This window comes from Pontibacter beigongshangensis (assembly GCF_014332515.1).
Lineage (GTDB): Bacteria > Bacteroidota > Bacteroidia > Cytophagales > Hymenobacteraceae > Pontibacter > Pontibacter beigongshangensis.
The window spans coordinates 20991-40836 of sequence record NZ_VFSD01000018.1; the positions used below are offsets into that span (position 1 = coordinate 20991).

At 50.5% G+C, this 19846-nt stretch carries 19 protein-coding genes; 9 read left to right on the plus strand and 10 right to left on the minus strand.

Annotated elements, in window-relative coordinates:
- Positions 1 to 5 precede the first annotated feature (5 nt).
- The 3 genes from FJM74_RS14770 to FJM74_RS14780 form a co-directional block, all read right to left on the minus strand.
- A complete protein-coding gene (locus FJM74_RS14770; RefSeq protein ID WP_187263398.1) occupies positions 6 to 1847 on the minus strand; it encodes a pseudouridine synthase in 1842 nt (613 codons plus the stop codon).
- A gap of 209 nt (positions 1848 to 2056) precedes the next feature.
- Complete coding sequence (gene scpB, locus FJM74_RS14775) at positions 2057 to 2617, minus strand: SMC-Scp complex subunit ScpB (RefSeq protein WP_187263399.1); 561 nt, start codon at positions 2615 to 2617, stop codon at positions 2057 to 2059.
- A gap of 12 nt (positions 2618 to 2629) precedes the next feature.
- The gene (locus FJM74_RS14780) at positions 2630 to 3019 is read right to left on the minus strand and encodes a TraR/DksA family transcriptional regulator (RefSeq protein ID WP_187263400.1); all 390 of its coding nucleotides are present in this window, start codon (positions 3017 to 3019) and stop codon (positions 2630 to 2632) included.
- 774 nt (positions 3020 to 3793) lie between these two features.
- Here FJM74_RS14780 and FJM74_RS14785 point away from each other — a divergent pair.
- Positions 3794 to 4357, plus strand: a complete 564-nt coding sequence (locus FJM74_RS14785; RefSeq protein WP_187263401.1) for a DUF3575 domain-containing protein — start codon at positions 3794 to 3796, stop codon at positions 4355 to 4357.
- A gap of 76 nt (positions 4358 to 4433) precedes the next feature.
- Here the strand turns inward: FJM74_RS14785 and ribH are convergent, their stop codons facing one another.
- The 3 genes from ribH to pdhA all read right to left on the minus strand — a co-directional run bounded on the left by ribH (position 4434) and on the right by pdhA (position 7181).
- Complete coding sequence (ribH, locus tag FJM74_RS14790; RefSeq protein ID WP_187263402.1) at positions 4434 to 4910, minus strand: 6,7-dimethyl-8-ribityllumazine synthase; 477 nt, start codon at positions 4908 to 4910, stop codon at positions 4434 to 4436.
- Between the two features lie 391 nt (positions 4911 to 5301).
- A complete protein-coding gene (locus tag FJM74_RS14795; protein ID WP_187263403.1) occupies positions 5302 to 6015 on the minus strand; it encodes a tetratricopeptide repeat protein in 714 nt (237 codons plus the stop codon).
- A 125-nt stretch (positions 6016 to 6140) separates the two neighbouring features.
- Positions 6141 to 7181, minus strand: a complete 1041-nt coding sequence (pdhA, locus tag FJM74_RS14800) for a pyruvate dehydrogenase (acetyl-transferring) E1 component subunit alpha (RefSeq protein WP_187263404.1) — start codon at positions 7179 to 7181, stop codon at positions 6141 to 6143.
- A gap of 137 nt (positions 7182 to 7318) precedes the next feature.
- Between pdhA and recF the strand changes: the two genes are divergently transcribed.
- From recF to FJM74_RS14820, 4 genes are all read left to right on the plus strand, one after another.
- On the plus strand, positions 7319 to 8431 hold the full coding sequence (recF, locus tag FJM74_RS14805) for a DNA replication/repair protein RecF (RefSeq protein WP_187263405.1): 1113 nt from the start codon (positions 7319 to 7321) through the stop codon (positions 8429 to 8431).
- Positions 8432 to 8645: 214 nt separating this feature from the next.
- Entirely contained in the window at positions 8646 to 8972 is a 327-nt protein-coding gene (locus tag FJM74_RS14810) for a DUF721 domain-containing protein (protein ID WP_187263406.1), read from the plus strand.
- 224 nt (positions 8973 to 9196) lie between these two features.
- The gene (locus FJM74_RS14815) at positions 9197 to 9757 is read left to right on the plus strand and encodes an acyl-CoA thioesterase (RefSeq protein ID WP_187263407.1); all 561 of its coding nucleotides are present in this window, start codon (positions 9197 to 9199) and stop codon (positions 9755 to 9757) included.
- A gap of 107 nt (positions 9758 to 9864) precedes the next feature.
- The gene (locus FJM74_RS14820) at positions 9865 to 11247 is read left to right on the plus strand and encodes a M20/M25/M40 family metallo-hydrolase (RefSeq protein ID WP_206684051.1); all 1383 of its coding nucleotides are present in this window, start codon (positions 9865 to 9867) and stop codon (positions 11245 to 11247) included.
- Positions 11248 to 11629: 382 nt separating this feature from the next.
- Here FJM74_RS14820 and FJM74_RS14825 read toward each other — a convergent pair whose 3' ends face one another.
- The 3 genes from FJM74_RS14825 to FJM74_RS14835 form a co-directional block, all read right to left on the minus strand.
- Positions 11630 to 12346 (minus strand): head GIN domain-containing protein, encoded by a 717-nt coding sequence (locus FJM74_RS14825; RefSeq protein ID WP_187263408.1) that lies wholly within the window; start codon positions 12344 to 12346, stop codon positions 11630 to 11632.
- A 460-nt stretch (positions 12347 to 12806) separates the two neighbouring features.
- Positions 12807 to 13160, minus strand: a complete 354-nt coding sequence (locus FJM74_RS14830; RefSeq protein ID WP_187263409.1) for a magnesium citrate secondary transporter — start codon at positions 13158 to 13160, stop codon at positions 12807 to 12809.
- 660 nt (positions 13161 to 13820) lie between these two features.
- On the minus strand, positions 13821 to 14021 hold the full coding sequence (locus FJM74_RS14835) for a hypothetical protein (RefSeq protein WP_187263410.1): 201 nt from the start codon (positions 14019 to 14021) through the stop codon (positions 13821 to 13823).
- A 185-nt stretch (positions 14022 to 14206) separates the two neighbouring features.
- Between FJM74_RS14835 and FJM74_RS14840 the strand changes: the two genes are divergently transcribed.
- The 4 genes from FJM74_RS14840 (at position 14207) to FJM74_RS14855 (ending at position 18884) form a co-directional block, all read left to right on the plus strand.
- Complete coding sequence (locus tag FJM74_RS14840; protein ID WP_187263411.1) at positions 14207 to 15013, plus strand: N-formylglutamate amidohydrolase; 807 nt, start codon at positions 14207 to 14209, stop codon at positions 15011 to 15013.
- Positions 15010 to 16857 (plus strand): flavohemoglobin expression-modulating QEGLA motif protein, encoded by a 1848-nt coding sequence (locus tag FJM74_RS14845; RefSeq protein WP_187263412.1) that lies wholly within the window; start codon positions 15010 to 15012, stop codon positions 16855 to 16857. Before FJM74_RS14840 ends, FJM74_RS14845 begins: the two co-directional genes overlap by 4 nt.
- Positions 16858 to 17009: 152 nt before the next feature.
- Positions 17010 to 18059 carry a glutathione synthetase gene (locus FJM74_RS14850; protein ID WP_187263413.1) on the plus strand — a complete coding sequence of 350 codons (1050 nt, stop codon included), beginning with the start codon at positions 17010 to 17012 and terminating at the stop codon, positions 18057 to 18059.
- Between the two features lie 282 nt (positions 18060 to 18341).
- Entirely contained in the window at positions 18342 to 18884 is a 543-nt protein-coding gene (locus tag FJM74_RS14855) for a DUF6252 family protein (protein ID WP_187263414.1), read from the plus strand.
- Between the two features lie 158 nt (positions 18885 to 19042).
- Here the strand turns inward: FJM74_RS14855 and FJM74_RS22690 are convergent, their stop codons facing one another.
- Entirely contained in the window at positions 19043 to 19801 is a 759-nt protein-coding gene (locus tag FJM74_RS22690) for an energy transducer TonB (RefSeq protein ID WP_187263415.1), read from the minus strand.
- Positions 19802 to 19846: the final 45 nt, after the last annotated feature.

Below are 19846 nucleotides of genomic sequence, written 5' to 3' on the forward strand. Positions count from 1 at the left end.
GGTGGTTACATAAAGTACTTCAGCCGCACTACTTCTTTCTCGTTCAGGAAACGCCAGTTGCCGCGTGGCAGGTCTTTTTTAGTAAGACCGGCATACTGCACCCTGTCCAGCGTTACTACATCGTAGCCCAGGTGCTCAAAAATGCGGCGCACAATACGGTTACGCCCGATATGAATTTCAACGCCTAAGAACCTGTTGGTGTCTCCAATCAGCGCCAGGTCATCTACATCGGCCTTGCCGTCTTCCAGCTCCAGCCCTTCGGCAATTTGCTTGAAGTGTTCTTTGGTAATGGGCTTGTCGAGCTCTACCTGGTATATCTTCTTGATGTCGTTGGAGGGGTGTGTCAGTTTCTGGGCCAGTTCTCCGTCATTGGTGAACAGCAGCAGGCCTGTAGTGTTACGGTCTAAGCGGCCTACCGGGAAGATACGCTCCTTGGAGGCGTTCGCCACCAGGTCCATCACTGTCTTTCTTCCTTCCGGATCATCTGTGGTAGTGATAAAATCCTTTGGCTTGTTCAGCAGCACATACACCATCTTTTCGCGGCTCAGTAATTTTTTGCCATACTGCACGGTGTCGCCTGGGTTTACCTTATGCCCCATTTCAGTTACAACCTCTCCGTTTACCTTGATCTCACCAGACTCGATGAGCACGTCGGCTTCGCGGCGGGAGCAAACACCAGCATTGGCGATGTAGCGGTTCAGGCGGATGGTACCATCCTCTTCTTCGCCGGTACGGTTCGTTTTCTTGATGCGGGGATTATCTTTGTAACGGTTCAGGTTATAAGACGGGGCTTCAGCCGGTTTGTCTGGTTCATCGGCACGGCCTCTTCTGTTCCGGTCGGCAGCATTTTTACCTAAGCGTGAGTCCTTATCGAACGGTTTTTTATCGCCAAAAGAGGAGCTTCTTTCGCTTCTTTCTGGTCTTGCGCCACGGCTGTCATCACGTCTGTCGGTGTTGCCAAAAGAACGGCGTTCGCCACGGTCGGAGCCGAACGAGCGCTTTTCGCCTCCTTCTCTTCTGTCGGAGCCAAAAGAGCGGCGTTCGCCACCCTCGTTCCGGTCTGGCCTGTCGCTGTTAAATGAGCGGCGCTCCCTGCCTTCGCGGCTACCGCCATCAAACGGGCGTCTTTCGCCCCGGTTATCGTCTCTGCGGAAGCTGCTTTCGTCACGGCGCGAATCTCTTCGATCGGAACTAAAGCTTCTTCTTTCGCCACCTTCACTTCTGTCGGAGTTGAATGAACGGCGTTCGCCACCCTCTCTCCTGTCGGAGTTAAACGAACGGCGCTCGCCACCTTCACTTCTCTCAGAACCAAACGAGCGTCTTTCTGTGCCTTCTCGGTTACCTGCTCCAAACGGTTTTCTGTCGCCTTCGCGCCTGTCGGAGTTAAAGTTTCTTCGCTCGCCGCCTTCTCTTCTGTCGGAGCCAAAAGGTTTTCTGTCGCCACCTTCGCGCCGATCGGTGCCATATGGTTTTCTTTCACCGCTCTCGCGGTTACCGGCTCCAAAGGGGCGTCTTTCGGTTCTTTCGCCGCTGCCACCTGCTGGCCTCCTGTCGTCTCTGCGGAAGCCGCCTTCTCCTCTGCCACCCTCTCTTCTATCAGCGTTAAACGGACGACGTTCGCCACCTTCTCTCCTGTCTGAACCGAATGAGCGTCTTTCGCCTCCCTCTCTTCTGTCGGAGCCAAAAGAACGGCGCTCGCTGCTATCCGGACGGCCTTCTTTGTCTCTTCTGTTAAAAATTTTCTTTTCTCCTCTGTCGTCAGATGGTTTGTTGAAGTTTCGTCTTTCAGAACCTCTTTCGCCTGCGCCGCCGCTATTGCGGTCAGGTCTTTCGTTATCTCTTGCCATTCTATAAATATTAATGATGCAGTATCGCTACTGTATCGGTATATGCGGTATTAAATGATTATATGCAAACGGGACACAAGTACAGGACGTAACATAAGCAATATTACCTCCAACTCTCCTTATAACAGGCGTTTAATAGCTGTACTATGAGTTGGGGGAACAAAAAGCCGGTGTCTCCATACTTACTATTTTGGTAGCGTAAGGTTTTGTTAGTCAGCTATTTCGCCGATAACGTTCTCTTCAGAAATGAAGTCTTTGAGTTGAGGGAGGTCTTTGATGTGGTTGATGCCGAAGTAGTCCATGAATTTCTGAGACGTGCCGTAGAGTACGGGTCTCCCGATGGTATCGGCTTTACCTTTTATTTCAACAAGTTCTTTTTCCAGTAGTTTATGGATGGCGTAGTCGCAGCCTACGCCCCTGATCTGCTCCACGGCCGACCGGGTAATGGGCTGCTTGTAGGCAATAATGGCCAGCGTCTCGAGGGCCGACGTAGACAGTTTCTTCTTGGATCTCTGTTTCAGGTACACGCCCACCGTATCCTGAAACTCAGGTTTGGTAAGGAACTGGTAGCCGCCGCCAATGGCATAGATCTGAAAGGCAAAGCCGGCACCTGCCAGCTGCTCGTTTATTTCCTCTATGCTCTCCAGCACATCGCTTACCAATACCTCCATCTCCAGCGATTCGCCGAGCGCACGCTGAATCTCTTCGATACTAATTGGCGACTGGGCACAGAATACCAGTGCCTGAATATGATTTTGCAGAATATTCAAGAGAAAAAGGTACTAATCGTTACGTTGCAGTTTAGCCTCGATAGAATGTTGTGTGTGCGGAACAGCACGCAGTCTTTCTTTTGGTATAAGCTTACCTGTTACGATACATACGCCATAAGTGCCGTTTTTAATACGGATCAGGGCATTCTCCAACTGCTGCATGAACTTCATCTGGCGTGAGGCCAGCTGGTTCAGGCTCTCTTTCTCGGCCGTGTCGGCACCATCTTCTAGCACCTTGGTAGGAGAGGCCGTGTTGTCTGTACCTGAGTCGTTTCGGCGGCTAAGCGTTTCTTTGATAAAAGTAACTTCCTTCCGGGCATTCGTCAGTTTTTCAAGAATAATTTTCTCAAACTCTACAAGCTCTTCTCTGGAATAACGCTGATTTTCTTGATTTGTGCTCATTCTGTTATTTTAGAACTAATTTTTTATTTCGCCTTTGCTACTGTTATGCTAACATTCACAGCTTTACAAAGTTCATTTACAGTTAAAAAGTAGTACTTGGCTGCTAATCAGGTTATATAGGGTTTTTACACCGATTCGCTCCTGCTGCCTGCTTAAAATAGCATTTGCACTAAATTCGGTGCAAAAGTAGCAGTAATATCCTTAATACGCCACCTTCTTTCAAAATTTAATCTGCAGGGCATTAATAGTATCAGCCTTCTAGGCGGTTGATGCCTAACAAATGTACATTCGAAAAAATGCCCCGATTACAGCCTGACCATCGTCTGCTCTGCCTCTCCTGGCCCAGGCTGGCCTCCAGGGTCTATATTGATGTTTCCGATGCGTTATCCGACTTCTGGCGTATGCTCATTATTTGAATGAAATTGCCCCTCCGGAGGCTTTTAGTTGTTGAGCTCTTGCCTCTCACTCAGGTAACAGCTGACCGTTTTATTGTCCGCTCTGTTCACTCATGGACAGATTTTCTCAGTTGCCAAGCTCTCCTCGTCTGCTCTTCACCTCTTAGATACAACTACTCAACAACCGACAAGAAGCAATTATTCTAATGAAAACGGCCCTCCAGATATTATTGTAACCAGCTAGATGTCAGGAACTAACATTATGTTTCGGGCTCAATTGCTATAAAAATATTTTTCAGCAATTTGCTACTATATAGATTTTATGGCATGAAGTTAGCTTTGCAAATTTCATTAAAATATTATAAAATATCTAAAAACTATGAAAAAAGTATTTATTATTCTGTTCGCAATTGCAGCAATTGCCTCTGGAGCCGCTCAGGCACAAACTAATGTGTTTAAAGTAAACGTGATCAGCCCAGTTGTGCGCACCGGCTCTGTTTTTTATGAAAGAAGTCTGGCAGAAGACAAGAGTGCACAGCTTGGCTTTTTCTACACTGGCTTTTCGGTTGATGAGACCTCTTTCAGGGGGTTTGGCATAACGCCGGAGTTCAGGAAGTATCTCTCAAAATCCAAGAAGGCTCCGCAAGGGTTCTATGCGGCCCCTTTTCTCCGATTCCAGTCGTTTAAACTCACCTCCGGCGAAGACCTCACAGAGAGCGAAGAAGTTACTGAAGGCAAGGCTACCTACAGCACTTTTGGGGGAGGCTTGCTTATCGGCAACCAATGGATACTGGCCGACCGCTTTGTGATTGACGCCTTTTTTGGGCCTAGCTACAACAGAGGCAACCTGAAAGTAACCAGCGGCAGCGAAGAGGATTTTGACACAGGCGCTTTCGGTGGCTTTGGTGTGCGAACTGGTATCGCTTTCGGTCTTAAGTTCTAGCCTTGCATTTCTTACCCAAAAGCAGCGGGGGCTGGCTTAGATCTAAGCCAGCCCCCGCTGCTTTTGGGTAATTTAGCTAAAAGCTGAGCATATGGATAGCCGCTGCAGCTGCCTCGATGCCTTTGTTGCCGTGCTTGCCGCCCGCCCTGTCCAGGGCCTGCTCCAGGTTGTTGGTGGTAACCAGCCCAAACGATACCGGCTTGTTGTACTTGAGCGAGACGGTGGTAAGGCCGTTGGCTACCGCATGGTTTATGTAATCGTCGTGCTTGGTGTCGCCCTTTATTACCACACCCAAGGCGATCACGGCATCAATGTCTTCGTTCTGCGCCAGAAACTGCGCGCCCAACGTGAGCTCGAAACTACCAGGCACGGTATTGCGGAAGATGTTCTCTTTCTGCGCTCCATGCTGCAGCAGCGTTTCTATGGCTCCGGCACAAAGCGCATCGGTAATATCGGTGTGCCACTCAGCTACCACAATACCGAATTTCTTATCAGAGATATCTGCAAAGCTCTGTTTGCTGTACTCGTTGAGGTTCTTTAGAGAAGTGGCCATAATTTAATGTGCTAATGGTTTAATGTGCTAATTTAGTAATTTGAAAATTTGGAGATGGGAAGATTTGGAGATGAATGAATAGAGCAAGCTTAAGGAAAAAGTCTAATCTTCAATCATGACTCTTAACTTAATCGAAAGTCTATCATCCAATATCCGGCATCTAACCTCTTAAAGAAGTCTCTGGAGGGCCGTTTTCATTAGAATAATTGCTCCTGCGCCCCACTAAGTAAAACTTCTGCTGCTCTGGCCACTGCAGACCCCTACAACCTCCGGCACTAAATCTGCACGGGCAGCAGACAAAAACAAAACAGAATCAAAATAAAAGCGCTTTTGCCTTGCGAACAAGACAAAAGCGCTTTTTATATTCTCTGGCGCAAAGCCAAAAGTTATTTTAGTTAGTGGCTCCCACTAGTTCTTCGGCACGTGCCTTGTACTTTTTGGCATCTGTTACCTCGGAGGCAGCGGCGTAGTCTTTTATTATTTTATCGTAGGCATCGGCGGCAGCTTTAAAGTTATTACCAGCCTCGAAGGCTATTCCGGCCTTCATGAGGTACTGCGGCGAAAAATACTGGTTGGCATTGTGGTTGGCGGCACGCATATACATGTCGGCTGCCTCGCCATTCTTGCCCTGCTCCAGCAACGCATCACCGATCAGGCTGTAGGCACGGGCCTGCAGCAGGTAGTCTTTCGAGCTGAAATCCTCCAGCTGATCGATGGCCTCTGCAAATTTACCTTGCTTTAGCAACGCCACGCCTGCATAAAAATGGGCCTGGTTGGCAGCATCGGTTCCGCTATAGTCGTTTGCAATAGCCAACAGGCCATCGTACTGCCCGTCGCCGTTCAGCGCCTTGTTCAAAGAATCAGCCTCGAAGTAGTAAACTGCCTGGAACATGGCTTCCTGCGCTTGCTGGTTTTGGGTGGTGCGGTAGTTGTAGTACAGAAACCCTCCCACAATAAGCGCGGCAATTGCAATAAACACTCCAAGCAGCGTGGCCTTATTCTTCTTTACGAAATCCTCAGATTGCAAAAAGCGATCTGCCAACGCATCCGGATTTTCTACCAGCTCCTCTAACTCGTTGTGCTTCTTAACTGTTTCTTTTGCCATTAGCTTTGAAAAAATAATATACTCTATGCGAAAAATCAGGAATTAATGCCAAATATAGCGCACTTATGTATTAAACCACAAGTGGTTACCTATTAATTCCGTCCTTTTGTATTTTTTTAAATAAATTAATCCATTATGTAAGGATAGTCTTTCTCTACGTAGATGTCGGTGTAGAGCTCTGCCGGGTCCGGGTAAGGCGAGTCTTCCGCAAACTGCACCGACTCGGCCACCACCTGCTTTATTTTCTCGTCGATCTGGTTCAGCTCTTCTTCTGTTGCCCACTCGTTTACCAGAATGGTTGATTTCACTGCCTCGATAGAGTCACGGCCTTTGTAGTCTTCCAGTTCATCTTTGGTTCTGTACTTGGCAGGGTCAGACATGGAGTGGCCTTTGTAGCGGTATGTTCTGAACTCCAGCAGCGTAGGGCCTTCGCCGGCACGGGCACGCTCGGCAGCCTGGGCCACCGCATTGTGCACATTTTCTACCGACATGGCTTCTACCGGCTCAGACGGTATGTCGTAAGACAGGCCAAGCTTGTAAAGTTCGGTTACGTTAGAGGTTCTGTGCACAGCAGTACCCATGGCGTAGCCGTTGTTCTCGATCACGAAAATAACGGGCAGTTTCCACAGCATGGCCATGTTCAGGGCCTCATGGAAAGCGCCCTGGCGCACCGCGCCGTCGCCCATGTAGCACATGCACACGTTGCCGGTCTTGTTATATTTCTCGGCAAAGGCAATACCTGCTCCCAGCGGAACCTGAGCACCCACAATGCCATGGCCACCCATAAAGTTTACTTCTTTGTCGAAAATGTGCATAGAGCCGCCCTTGCCTTTAGAGCAACCGGTTGCTTTGGCAAACAGTTCGGCCATAATGGCGTTGGCGCTCGTGCCAAGTGCCAGCGGGTGGGCGTGGTCGCGGTAAGCGGTTATCCACTTATCGTCTTTGGTAAGGGCCGAAACAGCTCCTGCCACACACGCCTCCTGGCCAATATAAAGATGGCAAAAGCCTTTTATTTTCTGCTGACCATACAGCTGGCCTGCTTTCTCTTCAAACCGGCGCATGAGCTTCATCTGCTCGTACCAGGTCATGTAGGTCTCCTTTGAAAATGTTGGTTCTGTCTCTACCTTTGCTTTCGCCGGCTTTGTTCTTTCTTTTGTATCAGCCATGGGTAATTTTGTATTCGTTTGAAAAATATCCGTTGTGTGCTGTTAAGGAGTTTTTACATCCTGTTAAACCAGAGGCAGTAATGCCTGAACGGGTTTGGCTTGCGAATTTAAGGAAAAAGAAATCAAAGTAGAAACTTATGTTCCTCGAAAATCTTAATTTACTCTTTTTCAAGAACTACGAGGAAGCTTTCGTCAGTTTCTCGGAACATATAAACTGCTTTATCGGCGACAACGGGAGCGGCAAAACAAACCTGCTGGACGCGATTCATTACCTCTCCATGACCAAAAGCGCCTTCAGCAGCTCCGATGTGCAGAGCATAAAGCAGGACGAAGATTTTTTTATGGTGAAGGGCCGCTTCCTGCTTGAGGGCGAGAAGCACACCGTGCAGTGTAGCCTGAAAGCGGGCCAGAAGAAGACCGTTACGCACAACAAGGCCTTGTACGACAAGGTGAGCGACCATATTGGCCGGTTCCCGGTGGTGCTGATCTCGCCCTACGACACCGACTTGATCCGGGAAGGCAGCGAGGGCCGTCGCAAGTACTTCGACAGCCTGATCTCGCAGCTCCACCACCCCTACCTGGAGCAGCTCATAAAGTACAACCACATTCTGAAGCAGCGCAACTCGCTGCTCAAGCAGTTTGCCGAGCGCCACACCTTCGACCGCGAGTACCTCCACATCCTGAACGAGCAGCTGGCGCCGCTGGGCGAAGAGCTGGCACAGCAGCGGCAGGCCTTTCTGCAGACCTTTGTGCCGATCTTCCAGAGGCACTACCGCCACCTTTCCGACAGCCACGAAACCGTAATGCTCAACTACAAAAGCCAGCTGCCCGGTGCCGGCTTCCGGCAGCTGCTGGAGCAGGCCGAACGCAGAGACATGGCGCTGCAGCGCACCACCGTGGGCCCGCACAAAGACGATTACGTATTCCTGATGGATGGCAACCCCGTAAAGCACTTTGGCTCGCAGGGACAGCAGAAAAGCTATGTCATCGCCCTGAAGCTGGCGCATTTCGAGGTGATGGCCGAACAGCAGCAGCACAAGCCCCTGCTCCTACTCGACGATATTTTTGACCGCCTCGACGAGAAGCGCATCACCAAGCTCATGCAGATGGTGGCCGCCCACACCTTCGGCCAGATCTTCCTGACCGACACGCACCTGGAGCGCACCGACAAAATACTCGAGAATCTGTCGGAGCAAATTCGTAGATTTAAGGTATCGGAGGGAACGGTTTCTTTAATTTTGAATGAGTGATTTTTGCTAATTTTGAATTTTGAATGAGTGGATGAGTGAATGAAATGCAGCAGGAGGAGCAGCAAATCAGGAGGGCCATTTTCATTCAAATAATTCATTTTAAACATATTATCACTCTGTAAATTCTTGGGATGGGAACTCCATTTACAGATTCAGACAAAATCCATCCACTCATTCTCTCAATCACTCATCCACTCATTCAAAACTTTAAACCATGCGCTATATCTTCAAAAAGAAAAGTGACATCAACTACCGCAAGGCAGATATTCAGCCGATCGGGGAAAGCATACAGGCGCTGCTGAAGGCGTATAAACTGCAGGGCAAGCTAAGTGAGGTAAACCTGATCCAGAGCTGGGGAAGGATCATGGGCAAGCCCATCGCCCTGAAAACGAAGGAGCTTTACTTCAAAGACCAGAAACTGTTTGTGCGCCTCGACTCCGCCCCGCTCAAGCACGAGCTGAACATGTCGAAATCGAAAGTGATCGAGATCCTAAACCGCGATGCCGGAACAGAGGTAGTGAAGGATGTGGTGTTTTTGTAAAATTTTAAATGAGTGACTGAGTGATTGAGTGAATATATTCTATAGCTTGTAATTAGTGCTGCTTCAGCGGGAGCAAAAGTGCTGAGAAGGCCGTTTTCATTTAAATAATTCCGCTATCCCTCCTTCTATGAATTCCGTAAATTCTTATTCTAACCAACTTCATATTCACTCAATCACTCATCCACTCATTCAAAATTAAAAAAATCACTCATTCAAAATTAGAAATGACAGCACCAGCTTACCGCCCCGTTTCCTACTCCCGCACCACGCTCACAGAACTCATGATCCCGAGCTATGCCAACTTTGGCGGCAAGATACACGGCGGCATCCTGCTCTCGCTCATGGACAAGGTGGCCTATGCCTGTGCAGCCAAGCACGCCGGCAACTACTGCGTGACGGTAACGGTAGACGGCGTTCATTTTCTGCAGCCGGTAGAGGTGGGCGAGTTGGTCTCGCTGATGGCATCAGTAAATTATGTAGGCAAGACCTCGCTGATGGTGGGCATTAAAGTGATAGCCGAAAACGTGAAAACCGGGCTGGTAAAGCACACCAACACCTCCTACTTCACCATGGTGGCCAAAGACGACGACAATAAACCGACCCTGGTGCCCGGCCTGATACTGGAGAACCACAATGATGCCCGCCGTTTTCTGGAAGCCCTGAAACGCCGCGAGCTGTCCAGGCGCTACCAAACCGAGTTTGCCGAAGCCAAAACAGTGCTGGCCGTGGAGAAAGAACTTTATAAATTGCAGGGCGAGCGCTGTAAACTTGCCTACGACGACTGAAGGAAGCCGGCAGACGAATTATTCTAATGAAAATGGTCCCCAGAGGCTCAAACCCCATTTACTGGAACCACTCCACAAACCACCAAGACATACGCTGTTCAAATTTTATGCATAAAAACACCCTTTCCAAACGGCTGCTCACCCTGCTGCTGCTGCTCCTCGCCTTTACTGCTACTACTACTGCCACCCTGGCCCAGGTTAACGACAACCAGGACGAGGAGATCACCAAAATGGTAAGCGAGATCTCGGCGCAGAACCTGCGGGCGCTGGTAGAGAAAATGGTCAGCTTTGAGACCCGCCACACCCTGAGCACCACCACCGACAAAAAACGAGGCATAGGCGCTGCCCGGGAGTGGGTAATGTCGGAGTTCGAGAAATACGCCAAAGCATCGGGTGGGCGCTTGACTGTGGAGATGGACCGCTTCGTAATAAAAGCCGACGGAAGGCGCGTGCCGCAGGACACGGAGATGGCCAACGTGATGGCCACTCTGAAAGGCTCCGACCCGAATGATAACCGCGTAATAATAGTAGGCGCCCACCTCGACTCCCGCGCCACCGACGTGATGGATGCCAAAAGCAAAGCCCCCGGCGCCAACGACGATGCCTCTGGTGTGGCGATCGTGATGGAGATGGCCCGCATCATGGCCTCGCGCCAGTTTCCGGCTACGCTGGTGTTTGTGGCCTTTCAGGGCGAGGAACAGGGCCTGTACGGCTCCCGGCACCTGGCGGAGCGGGCAAAGCAGGAAGGCTGGAACCTGGTGGCCATGCTCAACAACGATATTGTGGGCAACTCCTACTCCGGCGAAACCGGCCTCCACGACAACACCCGCGTGCGCGTATTCAGCGAAGGCACCCCTGCCAACGAAACCGAAGAAATGGCCCGCCTGCGCCGCACCCTCGGCTCCGAAAACGACAGCCCCAGCCGCACCCTGGCCCGCTACATGAAAATGACCGGCGAAGCTTACATAGACCAGATAGAAGTAGTGCTTGGCTACCGTGCCGACCGCTTTCTGCGTGGCGGCGACCACACGCCCTTTAACCAGCAGGGCTTTGCGGCCGTGCGTATGAGCGAGATGAACGAGGACTTTGACCACCAGCACCAGAACGTGCGCGTGGAGAACGGCACCCAGTACGGCGACCTGATCGAGTTCATGGACTTTGAGTACCTGCGCAAAAACACAGCCGTTAACCTGGCTACCATGGCCAGCCTTGGCCGGGCTCCTTATGCACCCGAAGCCGTGTCTGTTATCACCGCCAACCTTACCAACAAAACCGACCTTACCTGGCAGGCACCCGCTAAGGGCAAAAAACCGGCAGGCTATTATGTGCTGATGCGCGAGACGAGCAGCCCGGTTTGGCAGAAGAAGTTTTTTGTGAAGGATACGAAAACCACCATCGGCTACTCCAAAGACAACTACTTTTTTGCCGTACAGGCCGTTGATGCGGCTGGCAATGCCAGTTTGCCGGTAATTCCGGTACCGGCCAGGTAAATGCTCATACCGATCTGATTACGCAAGCGAACAATCTGCTTCCTGCTACTCTTTACTATTGGTTTTGCTACCAGTTCTCAGGAACTGCACCGGGAGGTAAAAAACTGGTGCCGAATGTGTGGGGATATGCTTCCTTTAGGATATTAGGCGGAGCAATGTTTCTGTTTAATGGCCTGTTTGTAGCAGCTAAGGAGAGGGAGTTGTGCTCACAGACATGGCCTGGGGCGAAGTGCAGACAGAATAGCTGCTCTTTGACGCAGGGCTGTGCCTGCCCATTCATACTCTATAATTTATCTCCGAAAATCAGATTACAGATACACCCACCAAACAGAAAAAGCAGCTCAGAAAGCTGCCCTTTAACTCAAGTATGAAGTGTAATACCTTATAGCTTTGACACTTTGGCCGCCGCCGATGTTTCTGCTGTAATGCCTGGGCTGCCCTTATAAGCTACACTCGATGCACCCGATGCTTTTATCTCCAGCGATTCCCGGGCAAACACGTTTACCTTGCTGGCACCGTTTGCCTCTACCTTCACCTGTTTTGCCTCCAGCTGCTCGGCGCTCAATTTTGTAGCACCGGATAAATCCAACTTCACCTGGTCCGCCCTGCCCGAAAGCTCCACTTTAGCGGCTCCGCTCATATCGGCGTTCAGGGTTTTCACATCCAGGGCCAGGGCTACTTTAGAACCGCCGCTCAGGTCGAGCTTCATGGTGTTGGCTTTGAACGTAGAATGGCCTACCAGCTTCACGCCCCCACTAATATCAACAGAGCGCAACTCTTTGATCGTGATATAGGCCTTCATGCCTTTGTGGCTGGTCAGGTTGCCCTGGTTGTAGATGTGCAGCACCCCGTTTTTTACTTCGGTGCTTATCTGGCTCAGCAGGTTCTCCTCTGCCTCCAGCACCACCCCTTCGTTGTTTCCCTGGGTAAGTTCTACCGCAAAGCCTCCGCTAATATTTATGCCGGTAAAGCCCGATGCCTGCCGGGTTTCCTTCTGAATATTGCCATTGCCTTGCAGTTGCTGCGCCAGTGCCGGCGTTTCGACAAGCAGAAGGGCAAAGCAAGCTAAAGTGGTTGCGAAAAATGTGATGACTTTCATAGTTTTAGTTTTTTAGTGGCTATAGCGAGGTGCAGCTGCAGGCACAGACGCCTGTTCCTGATCCGCTTCTGACATAAAAGATGCGGCAGAATCTGAAAGGTTGCCTTGCGCCTGAATTATTTTCTGCACAGCACTCCACCCCGCACAAATCCCTGACGTAGTGCCTTTCAAGATAAGATTATGCTAATGATTTTGCCCCTCCGGAGCCAACCTTTAAAGATGCTGGACTTTAGGTTGAGTGAAGAGTTATGAGTGCCCGGCCTTTAGAAGCTGCTCTCACAATTCATTTCCAATCAGCACAGCTCAACTCCAAATCTCCAAATCAACCACTTTACAGTTAAGCCATTTAACAATCAGAGATTAACAACCAACAATCAAATTATTCCAATAAAAACAGCCTCCAGAGGCTCTGCTGCTGCTGATGCCGGCGCCTGTGCTGAATAGCAGCAGAGCCCGGAAGTCAGGGTAGGGGTTTGTTCAGGATTAGGTAAAAGGCAAGCCCACCGGCTGCATAAGCCTGCACATCCAGGGCATCGGCCGTATAGCGGGTAAAAAAGAGCGGGAGCAGCAGTTCAAAAACTACCGCAAAAACAGCAAATGCGCTGAGTATATAGCTTACAGGCAACACAAAGCCAGGCCTTTTAAAATACCATCGCTCCGCCGCCAGCACTACCGTAAGTGCCAGGGGGAGGCAAAGCAGGTCGTCGAGGTGCGTGTGCAGAGGCCACAGGAAAATGCCCGAAAGCTCCAGCACCTGGTTCAGGAGAAACAGAAAAAAGCACAGCAGAAAAAAGGGGTGCCGAAGCGTTTGCATGCCGGTTATAATGCCACCAACGCTATAAGCAGCACAATGGAGCCTAGTACTGCCATAAAGATCTCCAATGGAGTCAGTTTAGAGCTTCTCCGCTTTGGTTTAGGAAGTATCTGCCCACAATGTGGGCACCGTTTAGCCTGGGCCACTTCACGGCCACAGTGCGGGCACACAACATTTTCTGCTGCGCCAGCTTCTTGGTAAGGCATGTATGCGTATTTGAGTTATTTAACAGATAGCTTCAGCAGGACTTATGCCAGATAACCGATGCAGTTCTTAAGCGGGGTATAATAGCGGTCAGCCCCTCCATAGGTACCGCAAAAGCCTCTTTCGCTATGCCTGTAGGCCATAAGCTGCCCTTAAAGTAACCACGAAACTACGGCATTTACATGGATTTAGTGTTGCGCATGAAATAGAATCACTTTCACAGCTATAATTTTATGGGACTTATTGATGTGCCAGGAATGAGGAACCGGAAAGCTACCAGACGGGACACCTGATGGCTTGAAACTTATGAAAGAGCTGAAGCCTGAGACAGACAACTAGTGCTTCGCCAAATTAAAAATCAGAAATTCAAAATTAAAAATGATGGCAGACATGCCTTGTGGTAGCTTTACGAGCATTACACCTTTCTAAAAATCGATTTAGGCACCAGGCAGGCTGTCAGGTGCGCATGTTCTGGTGCTCGTCGTGCCCCTGCTCTACCAGGTCTCCCAGCACCCCCAGCGCAAGCCCTGCCGCAAAAAAAGCACAGAGCGACAAGGCATGCATTATTTGCAACATGCCACAACGCATGTAGTGCATCAGCACCACCAGCAAAAACACAGCTAATGAATATAAGATTGGCTTGTAAAATTTTGTCATGCGTTTTTCCTCAAACGATTATAACAACAGATCCCTTACATCATTTCTTATTACGCGTTGGTTTGAAACAGGTTAAAGATAGAAAAACTAATACTTGTTCGCAAACTTTTATCTATGCAAAAAGATATGGCAGCATAACCTTAGCCTGCCCTGCAAGGTAAACAAATAAAATATTTTAAGAAAACATGCAGGACAATCAACCATTCTATAAAACCATATATGGCAACTCCCCGCTTGTAGCGGCTGCCATTCACGATGGGCAGGCCGTTCGCGAAAACATAAGTCACCTGTTCGCCCTTACGGCTCCCGAGCGCCTCCGCGAAGAGGACCCATGCACCGCCTACTGGACCACTATTGCAGACACACGCATTATCAGCCTGCACTCCCGCTTTGAGCTGGACCTGAACCGGCCCCGCGAAAAGGCCATTTACCGGGAGCCTGAAGATGCCTGGGGCCTGCAGGTGTGGCACGAGGAGCTGCCAGACGACCTGGTGCAGGAATCGCTGACGCGCTACGACCACTTTTACGAATCGGTAAAAATACTGCTCACCGAACTGCAGGAAAAACATGGCTGCTTTGTGGTGTACGACCTGCACTCCTACAACCACAAACGCGAAGGCGCCAACGGTCCGGCAGCAGACCCTGCCGGAAACCCGGAAATTAATGTTGGCACCGGCAACATGGACCGGCAACGCTGGGCTCCGGTGGTAGATTCCTTTATAGAGTCGCTCAGCAGCTACAACTACCAGGGCAGACACCTGGATGTGCGCGAGAACGTGAAGTTCACAGGCGGCCACTTTATGCGTTGGATCCACGATAATTTTCCGGAGAGTGCCTGTGTGCTTTCGATCGAGGTTAAAAAGTTTTTTATGGATGAATGGACGGGCAAACCCGACCGCGAGCAGCTCGACGAAATAAAGCACGCGCTCCAGCACACGGTGGCCCCTGTACTGCAAGCCCTGGAGCAGGTCTGCCCGAAAACCAAACCATGACCGAAACCATTCCTGACACCTTTATTAAATCTGCTGTCGGCAGCCTGAAACGCGGCCGGAAAGTGCGGCGGCGCCTGCCCGATGGTGGCCTGCTGCACATAGACCGGCCTCTGCCATTTCTGGTGCTGTTCCGGCACCCGGCCGGCAAACCAGACTACGCCACAGCCGATTTTGTGAAAGCCGAGGCATCTTATATTATAGCCAAAGAAGAGCAGACGACCGAATTGGCGACACTGATAAAGGAGATCACCAGTGCCATGTCGGCTAAGTTCGGGGCTTTTATGATCCTGGAGCTTTTTGCAGCCCCGTCCGCCGCCCCAGATGTGCCTTTGTTTCAGGTGCTGGGGCCGGAGGAGGCGCTTCCGGCTACGGTAAATGTGCTGAGGCAAGAGCTGGAACAGATAAAGATTGAGAACGTGCCCGTAACGGTGGCTATCTCTTCTAACGAGCCATTGCTCACAGGGCCGCTGCACCTGCTCTCCGAAGACGAGTTGAAACAGATGAGCTGCCTGATGCTGGGGCTGGAGCTAAAGCCCGTTTACCTGAATACGGCCACAGGCAATGCCTACCCCCTGCTCCTGCGCACCCTGCGAACGCACCTATCCAATGCCATTAAAAAAGCGGTATTCGATTTTGTTCGCGTACAGACCACGCACCACCCCACGCATTTCCAGGCGCTGGGCCGGCGGGCGGTGGTACCGGCTGTCTGGCGCATCGACAAAAAGCTGGCTGCCATCAGCGACCAGTTCCAGTTTCTGATGCTCGTTACGCCCGTAAACGCCTCCGAAGCCTGGGAACAATTTTGCAAAAGCAAGTTCAGCAAAGCACCAACGTTTCACTATCGCCTTATGCCGGTAGACACGGACCTTCTGAAGCGGAAGCTCTACAACATTCCGCTGGAGAAAGTAGAGGACCCGACATTAGGCTTCCTGTTCCGCGACAAACGGCACGAGCTAGACAAAATGCTGACCATGCTGTCAGACCGCAACACACCCGACTTCCTGTACAGCAGCCTGCAACTCTTTGGAGGGGTAGATGAGCAACTGCTGAAAGTGGCCGAAGGCATACTGGCTGCCTTACCTGAGCCGGAAGCCAAGGGCGACATACCACTAATACCCGTAGAAGAATTTGCCGCACTGGCCGAACAGGAAATCGCCTTCCTCAAAAACCAGGATGCCACCATGCAATCAGGGGTTGAAATCAGGAAAGACATCGTGGGCCTGCTGGTCTCGAAAGGCAAACTATATATCGGCACGGATGCACAGATTCCCAGAGACCGGGCCGAAGCACTTATTCAGCATGAAGTGGGCACGCATGTGCTTACGTACTTCAACGGCAAAGCACAGCCCCTGCAGCAGCTTTATGTAGGGGTGCCCGGCTACGAAGAACTGCAGGAGGGGCTGGCCGTGCTGAGCGAGTACCTGGTGGGCGGCCTGAATCACGACCGGCTGCGCCTGCTGGCGGCCCGTGTAGTGGCGGTACACCACCTGACGAAGGGCTGCCACTTTACCGATAACTTCTGGCGCCTGAAAGAGGAGTATAAGTTCGACGATGATACCGCTTTCGATATTACCATGCGGGTGCACCGTGGTGGCGGCCTTACCAAAGATGCCGTGTATCTGCGTGGGCTGGTGCACCTGCTGCAGCACCTCAAAGACGGCGGCGAGTTGGAACCCCTGCTCATCGGCAAAATCCGGCAGGATTATATTCCAATTGTGCAGGAGCTGATCTACCGCAGGGTGCTGCGCCCTATTCCTATAAAGCCCCGCTACCTTCTCGACCCTGCCATTCAACCTAAGCTCGACCAACTCAAGACTGGCATAACGGTGTTTAACCTGATTTAAGTAGCAAAACAAACTAGCTGGAGCAGCTCTGAGCCATGCTAATTTACTTTTCGGGTGCCTCCACATTTCCTGTCTTTCAGCAACCTGAATCTTTCCGCCGCAACCCTATTCCTTTATAACGAGTACCCGATAGAACAAAAAAAGCAACACCCATGATAATAGGATTTGTAGTAAACGATATAAAAACGGAGAAACCCTCCTACTCCACCGTATTTCTGGCCCAGCGCATGCACAACCTTGGGCACTCTGTGTACCTGATGGGTGTAGGCGACCTGGCCTATTACCCTGATGGCTACATGGGGGCAGCAGCCGTGCAGGCAGACCCCGGCAAAAAATACAAAACGCCCGCCACTTACCTGGAGGTACTGCAGAGTGATAAAACCGAAAGAACACGGGTTACGGCCCGCGAACTGGACGTGCTCATGCTTCGCAACGACCCATCGGCCGAGCCTGAAGGCCGTGGCTGGGCACAAAACGCCGGCCTTATATTCGGGCAGCTGGCCCTGCGCCACGGCGTGATCGTGCTCAACGACCCCACTTCACTGTCGGATGCGGTTAATAAGATGTACTTCCAGCATTTCCCGGAGGCGGTGCGGCCGCGTACCCTCATTACCCGCGATAAAAACGAGATCAAGGAGTTCTTTAATGAGCAGAAGAGCAACATCATCCTGAAGCCGCTGCAAGGTTCAGGTGGCTCGGGTGTGTTTATGGTGAAAAAGGACGATGCCACCAACCTGAACCAGATCGTGGAGGCGATCAGTCGCGACGGCTACGTTATTGCGCAGGAGTACCTGAAGGAAGCCTCAGAAGGCGACGTGCGGCTCTTTGTAATGAATGGCGAAGCGCTGCAGCACAAAGGCAAGTACTGCGCCATCAGGCGAGTGAACAGCAAAGACGACATCCGCAGCAACATGCACGCAGGCGGCACAGCCCAGCCCGCCAACGTAGACCAGACCATGCTGGACCTGGTGGAACTGGTGCGCCCCAAACTGATACAGGACGGCATGTTTCTGGTGGGGCTAGACATAGTGGGCAATAAACTGATGGAAATAAATGTGTTCAGCCCCGGTGCTTTGCCAGATGCCAGTGAAATGGAAGGCGTGGATTTTTCGGAGCCTATTATCGCAGCGCTTGAGCGTAAGGTGCACTACAAGAAAACCTACGGCATGCAGGTCGATAACAAAACAGTGGCGATGATCTAGAGAGGTTGATTCCAGAATTTAGATTAATGCCGAGTGTGTTTTAAAGTGCCTTCCGGAGGTGCAGCTGCTACTGCTGCTGCACCTCCGGAAGGCACTTTTCATTAGAATAATTTTGGCAGTCATTCCCTCTTTCACTCCTTTCACCAGGTATAGTCGGAAACCACGCCTAACAGGTTTATTTCAATTATATAGAGATATATTCTAATAAATAGATACTAAAGCACTTGTACAGAAAAGAATGTTGGTTATCTTTATTTGCTGTTACAGCCTGCCCGATTGTCTATGAAACACTTCTTCAAGCTTTTACCCTTCCTCTTTTTGCTTGCAGCCTGCGAGGAAAAGCTGCCGAAGCCTACACAAAATGGCTCCAACACCATTGCCTGCAAGGTAAACGGCAAGTCCTGGGTAGCCGACCGTGGTGCTGGCTTTAATACAAAGAAATTTTCACTGAATTGGAGTTATTATTATCCACCTCACAAACGTTTCTTTTTATCTGCTAATAGCTACACAGATGGTGAAAATTCCACTATAGGATTAGCCTTAGAGGATGTGCGGGAGAGGGGCACACAACACTTTTCCTTCGATACCGGCCCCGCTCCTGATCAACGGCGCTACCAGAACCATGCGATGTACAGGGAATCTAAACCAGGGAGTAGCCGATACATCACAACCAGCCGGCACACAGGGTCGGTCACCTTCACGAAGGTAGACACGGTAAACCGTATCATTGCAGGTGTTTTCGAGTTCACGGCAGAGAACCTGGATGGCTCCGGGCAGACTGTTAGAGTCACGGACGGCCGCTTTGACATTAACTACGGTAAATAATAAATAAACACTCACTAGGTGAAGTTTCCGGCTACGCCTTTTCTATACCGCTTAGTCTCTGACTAACCTCGCTGCCTGAAGCAGCGAAAAAACTAGTTTGCTAACTTAGAGCCGCTACACCTTACTCTTGCCTAAGCCGAATGTGTACAGGGTGGCTCTTACTTGTAACCAAAATTGATGGGAATATTGTACCGCACCGGCACCGGCTTGCCGTCCTGCCGGCCTGGCTGCCAGGGCGGCATCAGGCTGAGCACGCGTATTACCTCCAGGTCAATGTCCGGGTGGAGGCTCTCCTTTATCTCTATATCTCTTACAACACCGTCTGCTCCAACAACAAAAGTCGCTATTTGAGTACCGAAGGCTTTTGCCCTGAATGCTTTTCTCGGGAATTTTATTTTCCGGTTTATAAACTGAAACATGGCCTCATCTCCACCCGGGAACTGAGGCATCTCCTCGAAAGGATAATAAGGAAGCTGGGTACCATCTTCTGCAAAAACATACCCTCCCAGCATTTCATCCTCCTTGTATAGCTCTACTCTCTTTATGTTGCCGGAAGCATAGTAGCTTATAAGGGAGTCGGTTAGTTTGTTGTTTTCGTAGTTCTCCCGCAGCACCAGCTGGCCCTCTTTATTCCAGATCATCCTCCTGCCTTGCTTTATCTTCTTTCCGGCATTGTGAGCGGCTGCAACATAGTGTATAATGCTTTGTTTTGCTCCGGTCTCCATAAAGTACTCCGTCACGCTTATCAGCGGAGGCTGCGAAGGGATTAAATCTTCAGTACTGTAATAAACGGCTTTCTCCTTCTCTACTTCATCCCAGTTCAAATCGTAATACCGCACCACCTGCTCCTGCGCCAGCACCTGCAGGCTCAGGAGCATAATTGCCAGGAACACAGCTCCTCTCAAAAAATTCTTCACTTTATTAGTTACGTTTTTATATGATAATATGATCCTATGAGGTTT